The sequence below is a fragment of the Variovorax sp. GW821-FHT09D07 genome, assembly GCF_059416345.1.
This window is the reverse complement of record NZ_JBWKOY010000001.1, coordinates 506,346-520,808: the sequence shown is the minus strand read 5'-3', so window position 1 is coordinate 520,808 and position 14,463 is coordinate 506,346. Positions and strand designations below refer to the sequence as shown.

Below are 14,463 nucleotides of genomic sequence, written 5' to 3'. Positions count from 1 at the left end.
CCATGCCCGTTTCATTCCAACGCGTGTACCTCGAAAGCGCCGGCTATTTCATGCCCGGCGAGCCTGTTCCCAACGACCGCATGGACGCGTACATCGCGCCGCTCAACCGCATGTCGGAGCGCATCAAGCGCCGCATCCTGGCCGAGAACGGCATCCTCACGCGACACTACGCGATCGACGAAGAAGGCGTGACGCGCCACACCAACGCGCAGCTGGCGGCCGGCGCGATCCGCGACTGCCTGCAGCGTGGCGGGGCCGAGCTGTCGCGCGTGTCGCTGCTGGCCAGCGGCTCCTCGGGCGGCGACACGCTGATGCCCGGCTTCGCCAACATGATCCAGGGCGAGCTGGCGGCGCAGCCGATGGAAACGCATTCGGTGCACGGCATCTGCGCGGCCGGCGTGTCGGCGATCCAGACGGCGGCTCAAGGCATCGAGCTGGGTGCGCACCGTTCGGCGCTGGCGGTGGCGAGTGAAATGCCGTCGCGCCTGTTCAAGCGCTCGCGCTTCGCTGCGCGCGGCTACGAGACCGACTTCGACTCGCACTTCCTGCGCTGGATGCTGTCCGATGGCGCGGGGGCGTTGCTGCTGTCCGACGGCACGCCCGCGCTGGCCGGCAAGCCGGGGCTGCGGCTGAAGCTGAAGTGGGTGCACCAGCGCGCCTTCTCGGGCGACTACCCGGTCTGCATGCAGCTGGGCCTCACCGAAGACCGTGCGCGTGGCCACCTCGATTTCGGCTCGTGGGCCGAGGCCGAGGCGGCCGGCGCGCTGTCGCTGCGCCAGGACATCCGCCTCTTGCCGCACCTGTTCGACATCGGCATCCACGAGTACGCGGGGCTGGTGCGTGACGGCTGGGTCGATCCGAAGCGGGTCGACCATTTCCTGTGCCACTACTCGTCGGAAAAATTCATCCCGGTGGTCGAAGACCTGATGGCCAAGGCTGACCTTGCGATTCCGCGCGAACGCTGGTGGAGCAACCTCGCGTGGCGCGGCAACACGGGCGCGGCGTCGATCCTCGTGATGCTGGCGGAGTTTCTGCACACCAAGGCACTGAAGCCGGGCGAGCAGATCTTCTGCTACGTGCCGGAGTCGGGGCGCTTCATGGCGGCGTACATGCTGCTCGAGGTCGAGGCCGTCGATGCGGCGCCTGTCGTGATCGCGCCCCGCGCGGCAGCGGTGGTGCCCGACGACGACCTCGTGATCGCGCCCCCGCACGACCCGGCCGCCGCGCCCGAGGGCCTGGGCGCCTTGCTGACCGAGCTGGCCGCCATCTGGCACGACTACCGCTCGCGCGTGTGGCGCACGCCGCTGATCCGCCAGATCCGCGAGCGCCGTTTCGCCGTGCCCGACTACCTGAACTGGATGGAGCAGTGGGTGCCGCAGGTGCGCGAAGGCAGCCTGTGGATGCGCGAAGGCGCCGCCTCGCTGAGCGAGCCGTACCGCATGCTGTCGTCGCTGATCGACGTGCACGCGGGCGAGGAGCAGAACGACTTCAACATCCTCTTCAGCGACTACCGCAAGGCCGGTGGCACGGTCGAATCGATCGACGAACTGCGCCGCAACCCCGGCGGCGAGGCACTCAACGCCTATCTGCACGGCCTGGCCGCCACGCGCGACCCGATCGGCCTGCTGGGCGCGATCTACATCATCGAAGGCACGGGCCAGCGCATCGTGCCGGCGCTGTTGCCGCTGCTCAAGGCCAGCCTGAAGCTGCCGCCCGACGCCTTCCGATTCCTCGAGTACCACGGCCACAACGACGAGCACCACCTGAACCGCTGGCTGGCCGCGGTCGAGATGGTGATGGCCGTGGAAGGGCAGGCCCGCGCCGCCCGCCAGATTGCGGACACCGCGCGTCACACGGCGGCGCTGTACCTGATGCAGTTCCAGCACATCACCGAACGAATGCCCCATGGATCGAACACCTGATTTCTTGACGCAGGCGCACGACGAGCGCGACCCCAGCCCCTGGCTGGCGCTGTACCTCGACCAGAGCACGCCGCTGCCCGACGACGTGAAGGCGGCGTGGCTGGCCGATTCGAGCTCGGCCTCGCGCCAGTACCTGCTGCCGTTCCTGCGGCCGATCGCGCGGCTGACGATCATCCTGATCCAGATCGTGAAGGTGTTCGTGCCGCGCAACTGGTCGCACTCGCTGCTGCTGCACCGCTTCCTGGCGTGGGGGCTCAAGCGCTTCGTGTCGCCCGAGGCCAACTGGCTGATCCTGCGGCACTTTCACCTGGGTTCGCAGGTGCTGGCCTTCATCGGTCGCAACTCGCCCGCGCCCGTGGGTACCTCGCCGCTGGAGCCGGCCGACATCGACGCGCTGAAGGACGAGATGTTCCTGAAGCACGACCTGAATTTGTTCAACTTCGTGATCCGGCTGAACACGGCGCTGCGCGACAAGGGGCTGGCGCTGTGCAAGGCCGAGCAGGTCGATTTCTCGATGATCCAGCCGCCGGCGTTGCGGCTGGAAGACATGCCCCAGGGCAAGCTCAATTTTCTCGACCTGCAAAGCGCCATCGAGCTGTTCACGCCGCTGTACCAGCTGATGCTGACCGACAACGATTTCTGGCGCGCCGCCAACTCCTTGCAACTGGACGAAACCATCGGCATCTACGCGGCGACGATCCTGAACGCGCCGGAGCACTTGATCCTGGTCAACAACAAGCATCCGCTGGTGCCGCTGTCGACCCTGCGGGCCGGGCACCGGCTGGTGATCCACGGCCTGTCGACCGAAATGCTTCACAGCCTGCTCCAACGCATGCGCGCGGCGCAGGAAGCCATGTCGGCAGAGACACTTCCGCGGGACCCGCCCCTTGCATAGGGGTATGCTGTCCCCACATGCAAACCATGAACACGACCCGAAATCCGTCCCCCAAGACCGATCTGGCGGTGACCCACGTGCTGGCTCAACTGCTGGAGAGGCTTGAGCACAGCGCCGTGCCGGTCGGTGCCGAGCAGTACCGCTCGGTGGTCGAGCACCTGGTGCATGAATTCGAAGACGTCGAGCCCGGTGCCGAATTGGGGCAGTTGCTCGATGCCTATCCGGCCGCCTCCGAGGTCTACGAAAATATGAATTACCAGCACGCCGGCCTTTGCCGCTCGGCGCTGGACGTTTCCCTGGCCGCCGAAGGCGCAGCCAGGGAAGCCATTGCCCGCGCCATGCGCGGTGACGAATCGAACAAGGACAAGATGCATGGCCAAGGGTGAAGTGAAAACGGCAGTGGTGGCGGACGGGCTGCGCTACAAATCGAAGGCGCCGGGCTCTCCGTTCCGCGCCTCGGCGTCGTTCAGCGGGGCCACGATGTCCTGCTTCATGTGCGGCAAGCACCGCGTGCGTTCGCAGCTGCGCACGCGCCAGGTGCTGGGCAAGTCGCAGACCGTCTGCGCGCCTTCGTGCAAGGCGCTCGACGAGGCCCTCGAGGCCGAAGCATCGTCGAACTGAGCGCCTAGCACGGCGCCGCGTCGCGTTGGCGACATGGCCTCATCGGCATGTCGTCGATTGCCTTCCATCCCGGTCGCAATCGATATACAGTTGGACACAAATGATGCAAGTAATTGCATTTAATCTAAAGTTCTAATTTGTAGCCGATGACCACTCAAATCCAGCAAGAAGGCGATCGGTGCCCCGCAGCGGGCGTGGATTTTTCTCTGCGTGGAGGGCCTGAGCTGTGAACAAGCCACGTCACGTCGTCATGCAGGTCGTCAAGCGCTCGTCCGGCAGCGCCACGCACCATGTCGAATTCCTCATGGACGACAACTTCGCCGAGCGCCTGCGCCAATTGCGCTCGCTGGTGCCGCCACTGGGTGCCCTCAACAAGCAACGCGACCTTGTTATCGACAAGGTCCGCGTGCGCCTGCCCAACGCCATCTGGCGCTCGGGCAACGAGATCGCCATCGACGGCGGGGTGGACGGCTCCTGCATCGTGATCGCGGCCGAGGGCTCGTTCAACTGCGGCGGCAAAGACCGCCGCACGCGCGAAAAGCTCGTGACCTACAACTTCTCGATCGCACGCCTGATCGAGCTGCACGGCGAACGCCCCGAAGGCGAAACGCTCTACATCCGCGACGGCGTGTTCGCCAACGACGAACCGGCCGAATCGCCGGCCGGCCGCTGGGTCGCTTCCATGCACGAACTCGAAGTGGTGATGCGCGTGCCCGACGCGCCATCGGACTTCGACACGCTGCACGACCTCACGATGCGCGCCGACGGGCAGCCGACGCAGGCGGGGGCGCTGAGCCCGCACCGCGCCAGCATCTACTGATCGACTGACGAATTCAGGCCGACGTTGCCGCAGGCGCGCCCACGGGCGTGAACTGCGCGCCGTTGTCGGCCAGCCAGCGCGCCGAGAGGCTGCTGTCCTGCTGGTCGGGGTGGAAGTCGCTGCGCAGGTACTGGCGCCAGCCCGCGAGATTGCCCCGCAGCAGGCCGCCGCGGCCCAGCAGGATGCGCGCGGCGCTCTTCCAGGTGGCCCACTTCCACAATTGCTTTTCATGCCGCAGGTTGTCGACCGTCTGGCGCATCAGGTCGCCGAGGAACATCACCGTCACGCGGCGGAACCAGCGCGTGCGCCATTCGTCGGAGCCGCCCGCGGCCTTGTAGATGTCGAAGGCGACGCTCTTGTGCTCCAGCTCTTCCGCGCTGTGCCACAGCCACATCGTGCGCAGCCGGGGCTCGGCGCCGTCGAGGATCTCGGGGCGGGCCAGCAACCACTCGGCGAACATCGCCGTGAAGTGCTCGGTGGCGGCCGTCACAGCCAGCGCATGGCGCGGATCGGCGCCGTCCATCAGTTCCATGCGCTGGCTGGCGCGCGCGGTCCAGCGGTCGACCAGGCCCTGCTGCTCGAGGTGCGCGTTGAACAGCGAATGGATGCGCCGGTGCGTCGCCTCCTGGCCGATGAAGCCGCGCACGTCGGCGCGGTAGCGCTCCTGCACCTCGGGCGGCAGCGTGGCCATGGCGTCGCGCACGGCGTCGATGAAGAACTGCTCGCCGAAGGGGAAGCTCATCGACAGGGCGTTGAAGAACGCCGTCGAGAAGGCGTCGCCGCCGCACCAGTCGCGCGAGAAGGGCGGTTGCAGATCGATCAGCAGGCGGCGGACAACGAGTTCGGTCATGGGAAGGCAATTCCTGAGGTCGTGGGCACAAAGGTTGGTACAGATCCGTACCGCGTGCCGCCATGGTGCAATTGTGAGCTGGTACTGTCAAGTACCAAGGCGTAGGAAAATGAATCGCACATGACTGCCACCATCGACAAAACCGCCACGCCCGATGCCGCCGAAGGCGCGCCCAGCGAGCACTACGCGCGGCTGCTGCAGGGCATGGCGCATGCCGTGGCGGCCAAGGGCTACGCCGACACCACCATCGCCGACATCGTGCGCGAGGCCGCCGTGTCGCGGCGCACGTTCTACGAGCACTTCAGCACCAAGACCGAGTGCCTGATCGCGCTGTACGAAACGGCCAGCCGGCTCGGCCTGCAGGCCGTGAGCGAGGCCTTCGATCCGGCCCAGCCCTGGCACACGCAGGTGGAGCAGGCGATGACCGCGTACATGGACTACCTCGCCCAAGACCCGGTGCTGCTGCGCACGCTGTTCGTCGAAATCCTCGGGCTGGGCCTGCCAGGCCTGGCGGCGCGGCGGCGCGTGAACGGCGAGATCGCCAACTTCATCCAGGTGGCGATCAACAGCAGCGATTCAGGTGAGGTGCCCGCGGCGCACATGAGCAGCCAGATGGCGATGACGGTGGTGGGGGGCATCAATGAACTGGTGCTGCAGGCCATCGAGCAGGACCGCGTGGGCGACCTGCGCGAGCTGGTGGCGCCCGCCACGCGACTGGTGCGCGCAGTCGCGGCCGACAGTCGACGTTAGGCCCGCTCGGCCTTGCGCGGCGTGGCCGCGACCCACAGCACGAGCAGCCCCGCGACCACCATCGCCGCGAGTGCCCCGAGGTACGGCAGCACGTCATGCAGCGGCGCCCCCATCTGGTTGAGCCGCAGCGAGGCCTGGATGCCCGCCGTGCTCGGGAACAGCCAGCGCAGCGCCTGCAGCGGGGCGGGCAGCGCCTCGACGGGCCACGAGAAGCCCGAGAGAAAGGCCATCGGCAGCGCAGTGAAGAGCAGCACCTGCAACGCACGCTCGCGGTCGCGGAACCAGCAGCCCAGCAGCAGGCCGAGCACGCAGATCGCCGGCACGTAGAGCAGCAGCAGCACCAGCGCGGCGAACGGATTGCCGCCGCGCGGGTAGTCCTGCAGGAAGAACACCCAGCCGAAATAGAACAGGCCGCTCAGCACGCCGAAGCCCGACAGCGCGCCCAGCCGCCCCAGCCACGCACCCATGCCCGCGCGCAGCCGGCCGGCCTCGGCCCAGGTGCCGGCCAGCATCGCGGCGCCCATCAGCAGCGTCTGCTGCAGGATCAGCAGCGCCACCGCCGGCACCACGTAGCTGCCGTAGCCCTCGGTCGGGTTGAACAGCGCCACCAGCTGCGTGTTGAGCGGGCTGCGGCTGCGCGCGGCCTGGACCGCGCTTTGGCCGCCGGCCTGCAGCTTGCGGATCTCGACACCGGCCGACACCGTGCCCACCGCCTCGGAGAAGCCGTACAGCACCGCCTTGTTCAGCAGCGCATAGGCGCCGTTGCCCTCGATGCTCACCACCGCCGGCGTGCCGCGCAGCACGTTGCGCTTGAGGTCCTTTGGCAGCAGCGCGTAGCCCTCGATCTCGCCGCGCCACAACGCCTGCTGCGCCTCGTGCACGTCGGAGGTGACCATGCGCACGTCCAGCCGCGGGCTGGCCATCGCGAAGCGCGCGATCTGCCGCGACAGCCCGCTGTGGTCCTGGTCGACCACCGCCACCGGCACCCGCGTGACGGCCTGCGTGCCGTAGGGCCACGGGTAGAAGAAGCCGTAGATGATGGGCGCGAGCAGCATGATCAGCAGCACGCCCTTGTCGCGCAGCACGCCGAGGGCGGTGTCGCGCCAGGCGTCGGCGAAGCCCTGGATGCGCGCGCTCATCAGCGGCCTCCCCACGTCTCGGGCGCCGCGGCGGCGCGCACCAGCAGTGTGGCCGACACGGCCAGCAGCACCGCGGTGCCCACCACCATCCACAGCGGCGTGGCGGCCGAGTAGGCCAGGGGCGCGCCCATCTGCAGCTGCTCCATCTGCACGCGGATGTAGTGCGTGTAGGGCAGCAGGCCGGCCCACAGCTGTGCGAGCACCGGCATGGCGACCAGCGGAAAGCCCACGCCGCCGAACGCGAAGGCCGGCGCGGTGATGAAGCCGGTGGCCGACAGCGCGGTGCGCAGCGAGCGCGTGAGACTGGCCACGAAGGCGCCGAGCGCGATCGACAGCGCCAGGAACACCATCAGCGCGAACAGCGTCCATCCCACCGAGCCGACCGGGTGCCAGCCGCGGCCCGCCGTGATCCACAGCATGGCGGCCAGGCCCACCGCCGACAGGCTCGCGAACGGCAGCGCCAGCTTGCCCGCCAGCGCGGCCAGCGCCTCGGGCCAGCGCGGCGCGGCGCCGAGCCAGCCGCCCAGGCTGCGGTCGCGCAGCTCGCGGCCCACGGCCCAGGCGCCGGCCGTCATCGCAAGGATGTGCAGCAGCGCCGGAATGAGCGCAGCACCGAGAAACTGCTCGTAGTCGGTCGAGGTGTTGAACAGTGCCACCATGCTGGACTTGACCGGGTCCATGCTCACGCGCGCGGCCTTCATCGACTCGCCGCGCTTGTTGCGCACCGCGAGCTCGACGCCGGCCGACACCGTGGCGACGGCGGTGCGCACGTCGCGCTGGATCAGGCTCGAATGCGTGCCCAGCTGCGCGTTGTGCAGCAGCATGACCTGCCCGACGCGGCCCTGCTTGACGTCGCGGCTCAGCTCGCGCGGCAGCTGCACCGCCGCGTCGACGGCGCCGCTCGTGAGCGCGCGCTGCATCTCGCCTTCGTCGGCGTACTGCTGCGCCACGCGCAGGCCCGGCGTGGCGTCCAGGAAGCGCACCAGCTGGCGCGAGAGGGCGGAGTGGTCCTGGTCGAGCACGCCGATCGGCAGGCGCTCGGGCAGGCCGGCCGAGAAGATCCACCAGATCAGGAACACCGCGAGCAGCGGCACCCACGAGATCATGGCCAGATCCCACGGACGCGTGCGCAGCAGCGCGAATTCGCGCCGGGCGCTGGCGGTGGAAAAGCCGCGCAGGCTCATGGCGGGTGCGGCCTCAGTCGACCAGAACGCTCATGCCGGGGCGCGCGCCTTCGATCGGCTTGAGCGGCCGGGCACGGACCTCGAAGGTGCGCACGTCGAAGCCCGCGCCGCCGCGCGTGGCGCGCCAGGTGGCGAAGTCGGGCAGCACACCGCTGTAATAAACCTTGAAGCGGGCGGTGCGCCGGTCCTCGGGCAGGGCGGGCAGGCGGGCGTCGAATTCCTTGTCGAGCGCAAAGCGGGCTAGCTGGTCTTCGCGCACGTTGAGCACCACCCACTGGTCGTTCAGGTCGACCACCGTGACCACGGCCACGCCCTGCGGCGAGAGTTCGCCGACCTTGGCGAGCACCTTGGCCACTTCGCCGCCGACCGGGCTGCGCAGCTCGGTCTCGGCCTTGGCGGCTTCCACCTCGGCGACCACGCCGGCCACCTGCCGCGCCTGTGCGTTGGCAGCGGCCTTGTCCTCGGGGCGGGCGCCGGTGCGCGCCATGTCGTACTGCGCCTTGGCCGCCACGGCGGCGTCGCGCGAGGCCTTCCAGTTGGCTTCGGCTTCGTCGCGCTTCTGGTCGGCCACGAGGCCGTCGCGCGCCAGGCCGTCGACACGGCGAAACGACGTCTGCGCGAGCTGGGCGGCGGTCTCGGCGCGCTGCCATTGCATGCGCGCCATTTCGATCTCCTGCGGACGGGCGCCGTTCTGCGCCTTGTCGGCCACGGCCTGCGCGGCCTGCTCGGCGGCGGTGGCCTGCGCCAGCTTGGCGCGCACCTCGGGGCTGTCCATGCGCACCAGCAGGGCGCCGGCCTGGATGCGGTCGCCTTCCTTCACGGCCACTTCGGCGATGCGGGCCGTGACCTTGCCGGCCACGTCGGTCTCGCGCGCTTCCATCTGGCCCTGGAACACCTCGGGCGCCGGCTGCGCGGCGCGCCAGAAGCCCCAGACGAGCAGCACCAGCACGAGCAGTGCGGCGGCGATGGCGATCAGTCGGCGGGTCTTGGCACTCATCATGGTCAGTTCACCTTCACGTCGGCGCGCGCGATGTAGTCGGAAAAAGTCTCGGACATGCCCGCGCTCTCGAGCAGCTGCGCGAGCGCCTGCACGTAGTCGTTGGCGGCCTGCGCGCGTTCGGTCAGCACCTTGGCCTGGTTGGTCTCGGCGTCGATCAGGTCGAGCGTGGTGCTGGTGCCTTCGCGCAGCCCGGCGGTGCGCAGCTTGACCACCTCTTGCGCGAGTTCGACCGAGACTTTCATCTCGAGGTACTGGCGGCGCGCGTTGTCCAGCGCGCGCCAGTTGCGTTCGACCAGCAGCGAGATGTCGCTGCGCGCCTGCAGGTCGGTGCGCTCGGCCTGTTCGACCTGCTTGTGCGAGGCGGCCGACAGCGCGTTGCGGTCGACCGAGTCGTACAGCGTCCAGCGCACGCCGAGGCCGGCCACCCAGTCGGCGTTGCCGCTCTTGATCTCGCGCGTGCCGAAGGCGATCACCTGCGGCCGGCGCAAGGCTTCTTCGCCTTCGTGCAGCTGCTCGGCCTGTGCCTTCTTGGCTGCGACCTTGCCCAGGCCCGGATGCCGCGTGAGCGCCGCATCGATGAAGTGGCCGAGCGGTTCGATCGGCGCGCTGATGAGGAACAGCGGCGTCTGCGGTGTGACGCTGCCCTCGGCGCGCACCGTGCGCGCCAGGGCCACGCCCGCCAGCGCGGCGTCGTTCTCGGCTTTGCGGGCGTTGCGGCGCGCTTCTTCGTACGCGGCACTGGCCTGCAGCCGCTCGACGCGCGAAATGACGCCGGCCGCGAGCATCTTCTGCGCCGCCGCGTCGTGCTGGGCGATGGTGCGCTCGGCCTGCAGGCGCAGCGTGGCCGCGCGCTGTGCGAGCTGGGCGCCGAAGTAGCGCTGCACCAGCAGCGTGTCGACCTCGTGGCCGGCCTGTTCGGCATCGGCCTGGGCCTCGCGCGCCTGCGCCGAGACAAAGCCGCGCACCGCGTCGGTCGCGCCACCCAGGTAGAGCGGCCACACGGCCGACACCGAGGCGTTGGCGCCGGTGTCGTGGCGGTTCAGCGTGTAGCTGTTGGGCAGCTGCGGAATCGGCACGCGCGAGACGAAGCTCTGGATCGACGGCGGCAGCGACGAGCCGATCTGGCCGAGCTTCTGGTTGAGCGGGTCGAGGTCGAGGTTCAGGTTCGCGTTGTACGCATAGGCCAGCCCCGAGATGCTGACCACCGGCCCGCCCAGGCGCTTGACGCCTTCGCTCTGCAGCTCCTTGGCTTCGACGGCGATGCGCGCGGCGGCCAGCTTGTCGGAGCGCTCGACCATGCGCTGGCGCGCGGCGTCGAAGCTCAGCGCCAGCGTGGAGGTGGTGTCGCCGCGGGCCTGCTGCTGAGCGAAAGCCGCGCCGCCGAGGAAGGCCGGCAACAGCAGCAGGGACGGAAGAAGGGCGAGGCGAGGTCGTGTCATCGGCATCAGGCGGTCTTGTGCAGCAGGGCGTCGAGCTCCTGCTGCAGGATCACGGGAAAGGCGGCCTGCACCGCCCCGGTGGCCAACGGCCGTGCTTTCTCGAGCAGCTGTGCGGCGCGGCCGGCATCGAGGGTGTTGCCGGAGAGCAGGCTGTCGGCCAGCGTGCGCAGCCAGCGCCGCGCCACGGTGCGCAGCGTGCGGACCATGGTTTCCTGCATGCCGATGACCGCTTCGAGCGGCAGGCCCAGCGCGGCCAGTTGTTCGGCGACCTGGCCGAGCGCCGGGCTCAGCACCTGCACCTGGCCGTCGGGCAATTCGCGCATGAGGCCGGCGCGGGTGGCGCGGCCGAGCAGGGCGGGCGTCATCTGGCCCTGCCACTTGGTGGCCAGCGCCTGGGCCGACACCACCACGGGCGTTTCTTCGGCGAACAGGCTGCCCGACACCGAGCGGGCCACGGCCAGCAGGTCGGGCCAGGTGGAGGCCGGCGCACGCGTGAAGATGCGGCGGATCGCCTCGATGCCGAAGCCCTGTTCGCGCAGTTCGCGGATCAGCGCCAGGCGCTGGACGTGGTCGGGGCCGTACAGGCCGAGCCGGCCCTGCAGCCGCGGTGGCGGCAGCAGGCCGCCCGTGGTGTAGGCGCGGATGTTGCGCACCGTGACGCCCGTGCGCGCCGCCAGGGCCTCGATGGAGAGGTCCTGCGGGGCGGTGGAATCGGGGGCGGCGGTGGATGCGTTCATGTGACAGTTTCAATGTTACATCGAAAATGTTGCATAAAACCAGCCCGGATCGCGCGGTCCGGGCTGGGCATCCTCAGCCCGGCTTGCGCTGCGCCGGGTCGTAGAAGAACTGTTCTTCGGCGATGCGCTCGCCGTCCCAGCGCTGCCAGGCGATCTCTTCCATGCGCATGCGCCCGCCGCCTTTGAACGTGAACTCGAAGATCCAGTGAATGCCGACGTGGTCGCCGTTCACCAGCACCGGCCGCACGCAGGTCGATGCCACCGACTCGGTGCGCGCGAGCACGGCGCTTTCCTGCGCGACCAGCGTGCTGCGCCCGCGCCGCGGCTCGGCCTGGTTCTCGCGCATCGTGGCGTCTTCGGTGTAGAAATCTTCGATGACCTGGGCATGCGCGCCGCCTTCGACGGCGGCAATGAAGGCTTCGAGCCGGGCGGGCGTGGGCATGTCAGGACTTCACTTTCACTTCGACGCGGCGCGCTTCCGAGGCCGGCCCGTCGGCCTGCGACTGCTCGGGCTTGGCGAGTTCGATCTTGTCCTCGGGCGCGCCCGCCGCCTTGATGGCTTCGCGCACGGCCATGGCGCGCTGCTTGGCCAGCTCGGCGTTCTTGGCCGCGTCGCCGCTGGCGTCGTGGTAGCCGCTCACCAGCACGGTGCTGCCGCTCTGCACGGCCTTGATGACATCGGACAGCGCTTCCTTCGCGTTGGGCGCGACCTCGGCGCTGGCGCTTGTGAAGTAGAACTTCACGATGCCGTTCTCGACCTTCACGGCGGCGGCTTCGGTGGCCCCGACGGCCGCCGAGGCGAGGGTGGCGGCCGGCGTGGCCGCCGGCGCCATCGCGGCGGGTGCCGTGGCTGCAGGCGGCGTCTCGACCTTGGTCGGCACGGCGGCTGCCGCGTCGCCGGCGTGGAACTTGACCACCAGCGGCACGATCAGCAGCGCCACGATGTTGATGATCTTGATCAGCGGGTTCACTGCCGGGCCGGCCGTGTCCTTGTAGGGGTCGCCCACGGTGTCGCCGGTGACCGCCGCCTTGTGCGCCTCGGAGCCCTTGCCGCCGTGGTGGCCGTCCTCGATGTACTTCTTGGCGTTGTCCCACGCACCGCCGCCCGTGCACATGCTGATGGCGACGAACAGGCCGGTGACGATGGTGCCCATCAGCAGGCCGCCCAGCGCCTTCGGTCCCAGTACCAGGCCGACCAGGATCGGCACCACCACCGGCAGCAGCGAGGGGATCATCATTTCCTTGATGGCCGCGCCGGTCAGCATGCCCACGGCCTTGCCGTACTCGGGCTTGCCGGTGCCTTCCATGATGCCGGGGATCTCGCGGAACTGGCGGCGCACTTCTTCCACCACCGCACCGGCCGCGCGGCCCACGGCTTCCATGGCCATCGCGCCGAAGAGGTAGGGGATCAGGCCGCCGATGAACAGGCCCACGATCACCATCGGGTCGCTCAGGTTGAAGCTGATGTTCAGCCCGAAGCTCTCCAGCTTGTGGGTGTAGTCCGCGAACAGCACCAGCGAGGCGAGGCCGGCCGAGCCGATGGCGTAGCCCTTGGTCACGGCCTTGGTGGTGTTGCCCACCGCGTCCAGCGGATCGGTGATGTCGCGCACGCTGGCGGGCAGCTCACTCATCTCGGCAATGCCGCCGGCGTTGTCGGTGATGGGACCGTAGGCGTCCAGCGCCACCACGATGCCGGCCATGCTCAGCATCGACGTCGCGGCCACCGCGATGCCGTACAGGCCCGCGAGGGCGTAGGAGGCCAGGATCGCGATGCACACGAAGATCACCGGCCATGCCGTCGAACGCATCGACACGCCCAGGCCCGCGATGATGTTGGTGCCGTGGCCGGTGGTCGAGGCCTGTGCGATGTGCTGCACGGGCTTGTACTGCGTGCCGGTGTAGTACTCGGTGACCCACACCAGCGCGGCCGTGAGCGCCAGGCCCACGAAGCAGGCGCCGAACAGCTTCAGCTGGCTGCCGCTGGCGGCAATGGCGTTGTCCGGAATGATCCAGCTCGTGACGAACCAGAACGCGATCAGCGACAGGATGCCCGCCACCGCCAGGCCCTTGTAGAGCGCCGGCATCACGTTGACCATGCCCGGCGAAGCCTTCACGAAGAAGCAGCCGATGATCGACGCGATGATCGACACGCCGCCCAGCGCGAGCGGGTACAGCACCGCGTCCAGCGGCGCTGCCGTGACCATCAGCGCACCCAGCACCATGGTGGCGATCAGCGTCACCGCGTAGGTCTCGAACAGGTCGGCCGCCATGCCGGCGCAGTCGCCGACGTTGTCGCCCACGTTGTCGGCGATCACCGCCGGGTTGCGCGGGTCGTCTTCCGGAATCCCGGCTTCGACCTTGCCCACCAGGTCGGCGCCGACGTCGGCGCCCTTGGTGAAGATGCCGCCGCCCAGGCGCGCGAAGATCGAGATCAGCGAGGAGCCGAAGGCAAAGCCGATCAGCGGATTGAGGATGGCCGCCAGGCTGTGGTCCGCCTTCGGCGCACTGCCGGCCAGGAACCAGTAGAAGCCCGTCACGCCCAAGAGGCCCAGGCCCACCACCAGCATGCCGGTGATGGCACCGCCGCGAAACGCCACGTCGAGCGCCGGGCCGATGCCCTTGGTCGCGGCTTGCGCGGTGCGCACATTGGCGCGCACCGACACGTTCATGCCGATGAAACCGCAGGCGCCCGAGAGCACTGCGCCGACCACGAAGCCGACGGCCGTGGTCAGGTCGAGGAAGAGGGCGATGAGCACCGCGAGCACCGCGCCGACCACCGCGATGGTGGTGTATTGCTTGGCGAGGTAGGCCGAGGCGCCGGCCTGGATGGCCGCGGCGATTTCCTGCATCCGGGCGTTGCCCGGGTCCTTGGCGAGAATCCAACTTCGGGCCCAGAAACCGTAGCCCACGGCCACCAGGCCGCAGACGATGGCAAGAATCAGGGGGGTGTTGCCGCTCATGCTTTGCTTCTCCATTCGTTCGTTGTGACTTGTGGAGACGGACAGCCTGGGCCCTGCGCGCAACGCGTACGGGACCATGCTCTCCGCCGCGTTGCTTCCTCGAAGCTCGCTGCACCGAAGGTGCGGAGCCGATTGGCCAACGCTTG

Annotated in this window: 14 protein-coding genes; 6 read left to right on the top strand and 8 right to left on the bottom strand. The window is 69.0% G+C overall.

All coding sequences use genetic code 11. The features are described 5' to 3' along the window. The first annotated feature begins 2 nt into the window (after positions 1 to 2). From AC07OX_RS02455 to AC07OX_RS02435, 5 genes are all read left to right on the top strand, one after another. Complete coding sequence (locus AC07OX_RS02455; protein WP_495259749.1) at positions 3 to 1,922, top strand: iron-containing redox enzyme family protein; 1,920 nt, start codon at positions 3 to 5, stop codon at positions 1,920 to 1,922. Then, positions 1,906 to 2,817 carry a DUF6999 family protein gene (locus tag AC07OX_RS02450; protein ID WP_495259748.1) on the top strand — a complete coding sequence of 304 codons (912 nt, stop codon included), beginning with the start codon at positions 1,906 to 1,908 and terminating at the stop codon, positions 2,815 to 2,817. Before AC07OX_RS02455 ends, AC07OX_RS02450 begins: the two co-directional genes overlap by 17 nt. A gap of 26 nt (positions 2,818 to 2,843) precedes the next feature. Next, a complete protein-coding gene (locus AC07OX_RS02445; RefSeq protein ID WP_370680636.1) occupies positions 2,844 to 3,203 on the top strand; it encodes a hypothetical protein in 360 nt (119 codons plus the stop codon). Further along, entirely contained in the window at positions 3,190 to 3,438 is a 249-nt protein-coding gene (locus AC07OX_RS02440) for a hypothetical protein (RefSeq protein ID WP_495259747.1), read from the top strand. Before AC07OX_RS02445 ends, AC07OX_RS02440 begins: the two co-directional genes overlap by 14 nt. Before the next feature lie 226 nt (positions 3,439 to 3,664). Continuing rightward, a complete protein-coding gene (locus AC07OX_RS02435) occupies positions 3,665 to 4,258 on the top strand; it encodes a hypothetical protein (protein ID WP_099789886.1) in 594 nt (197 codons plus the stop codon). Between the two features lie 13 nt (positions 4,259 to 4,271). Here AC07OX_RS02435 and AC07OX_RS02430 read toward each other — a convergent pair whose 3' ends face one another. Continuing rightward, positions 4,272 to 5,108 (bottom strand): metal-dependent hydrolase, encoded by an 837-nt coding sequence (locus tag AC07OX_RS02430; protein WP_307635644.1) that lies wholly within the window; start codon positions 5,106 to 5,108, stop codon positions 4,272 to 4,274. A 120-nt stretch (positions 5,109 to 5,228) separates the two neighbouring features. Here AC07OX_RS02430 and AC07OX_RS02425 point away from each other — a divergent pair, with 120 nt between their 5' ends. Continuing rightward, a complete protein-coding gene (locus AC07OX_RS02425) occupies positions 5,229 to 5,858 on the top strand; it encodes a TetR/AcrR family transcriptional regulator (RefSeq protein WP_062473073.1) in 630 nt (209 codons plus the stop codon). Here the strand turns inward: AC07OX_RS02425 and AC07OX_RS02420 are convergent. The 7 genes from AC07OX_RS02420 to AC07OX_RS02390 all read right to left on the bottom strand — a co-directional run bounded on the left by AC07OX_RS02420 (position 5,855) and on the right by AC07OX_RS02390 (position 14,317). Continuing rightward, entirely contained in the window at positions 5,855 to 6,997 is a 1,143-nt protein-coding gene (locus AC07OX_RS02420; protein WP_495259746.1) for an ABC transporter permease, read from the bottom strand. The two genes, AC07OX_RS02425 and AC07OX_RS02420, sit on opposite strands and share 4 nt — an antisense overlap. Then, positions 6,997 to 8,181, bottom strand: coding sequence for an ABC transporter permease (locus AC07OX_RS02415; protein WP_495259745.1), 1,185 nt, complete (start codon positions 8,179 to 8,181; stop codon positions 6,997 to 6,999). Before AC07OX_RS02415 ends, AC07OX_RS02420 begins: the two co-directional genes overlap by 1 nt. Before the next feature lie 13 nt (positions 8,182 to 8,194). After that, positions 8,195 to 9,181, bottom strand: a complete 987-nt coding sequence (locus AC07OX_RS02410; protein WP_495259744.1) for an HlyD family secretion protein — start codon at positions 9,179 to 9,181, stop codon at positions 8,195 to 8,197. Positions 9,182 to 9,183: 2 nt separating this feature from the next. Then, entirely contained in the window at positions 9,184 to 10,620 is a 1,437-nt protein-coding gene (locus AC07OX_RS02405; RefSeq protein WP_495259743.1) for a TolC family protein, read from the bottom strand. 5 nt (positions 10,621 to 10,625) lie between these two features. Then, on the bottom strand, positions 10,626 to 11,357 hold the full coding sequence (locus AC07OX_RS02400; RefSeq protein ID WP_495259741.1) for a MerR family transcriptional regulator: 732 nt from the start codon (positions 11,355 to 11,357) through the stop codon (positions 10,626 to 10,628). Positions 11,358 to 11,430: 73 nt separating this feature from the next. Next, on the bottom strand, positions 11,431 to 11,799 hold the full coding sequence (locus AC07OX_RS02395; RefSeq protein WP_062481424.1) for a nuclear transport factor 2 family protein: 369 nt from the start codon (positions 11,797 to 11,799) through the stop codon (positions 11,431 to 11,433). A 1-nt stretch (position 11,800) separates the two neighbouring features. Beyond that, positions 11,801 to 14,317 carry a sodium-translocating pyrophosphatase gene (locus AC07OX_RS02390; protein ID WP_495259739.1) on the bottom strand — a complete coding sequence of 839 codons (2,517 nt, stop codon included), beginning with the start codon at positions 14,315 to 14,317 and terminating at the stop codon, positions 11,801 to 11,803. Between the last annotated feature and the right edge of the window lie 146 nt (positions 14,318 to 14,463).

Bases quoted from the DNA above. Each gene is read 5' to 3' on its own strand.
- AC07OX_RS02395 (WP_062481424.1), bottom strand. From the start codon at position 11,799: ATGCCCACGCCCGCCCGGCTCGAAGCCTTCATTGCCGCCGTCGAAGGC.
- AC07OX_RS02445 (WP_370680636.1), top strand. From the start codon at position 2,844: ATGAACACGACCCGAAATCCGTCCCCCAAGACCGATCTGGCGGTGACC.
- AC07OX_RS02390 (WP_495259739.1), bottom strand. From the start codon at position 14,317: ATGAGCGGCAACACCCCCCTGATTCTTGCCATCGTCTGCGGCCTGGTG.
- AC07OX_RS02430 (WP_307635644.1), bottom strand. From the start codon at position 5,108: ATGACCGAACTCGTTGTCCGCCGCCTGCTGATCGATCTGCAACCGCCC.
- AC07OX_RS02400 (WP_495259741.1), bottom strand. From the start codon at position 11,357: ATGAACGCATCCACCGCCGCCCCCGATTCCACCGCCCCGCAGGACCTC.
- AC07OX_RS02405 (WP_495259743.1), bottom strand. From the start codon at position 10,620: ATGACACGACCTCGCCTCGCCCTTCTTCCGTCCCTGCTGCTGTTGCCG.
- AC07OX_RS02415 (WP_495259745.1), bottom strand. From the start codon at position 8,181: ATGAGCCTGCGCGGCTTTTCCACCGCCAGCGCCCGGCGCGAATTCGCG.
- AC07OX_RS02455 (WP_495259749.1), top strand. From the start codon at position 3: ATGCCCGTTTCATTCCAACGCGTGTACCTCGAAAGCGCCGGCTATTTC.
- AC07OX_RS02425 (WP_062473073.1), top strand. From the start codon at position 5,229: ATGACTGCCACCATCGACAAAACCGCCACGCCCGATGCCGCCGAAGGC.
- AC07OX_RS02410 (WP_495259744.1), bottom strand. From the start codon at position 9,181: ATGATGAGTGCCAAGACCCGCCGACTGATCGCCATCGCCGCCGCACTG.
- AC07OX_RS02420 (WP_495259746.1), bottom strand. From the start codon at position 6,997: ATGAGCGCGCGCATCCAGGGCTTCGCCGACGCCTGGCGCGACACCGCC.
- AC07OX_RS02440 (WP_495259747.1), top strand. From the start codon at position 3,190: ATGGCCAAGGGTGAAGTGAAAACGGCAGTGGTGGCGGACGGGCTGCGC.
- AC07OX_RS02450 (WP_495259748.1), top strand. From the start codon at position 1,906: ATGGATCGAACACCTGATTTCTTGACGCAGGCGCACGACGAGCGCGAC.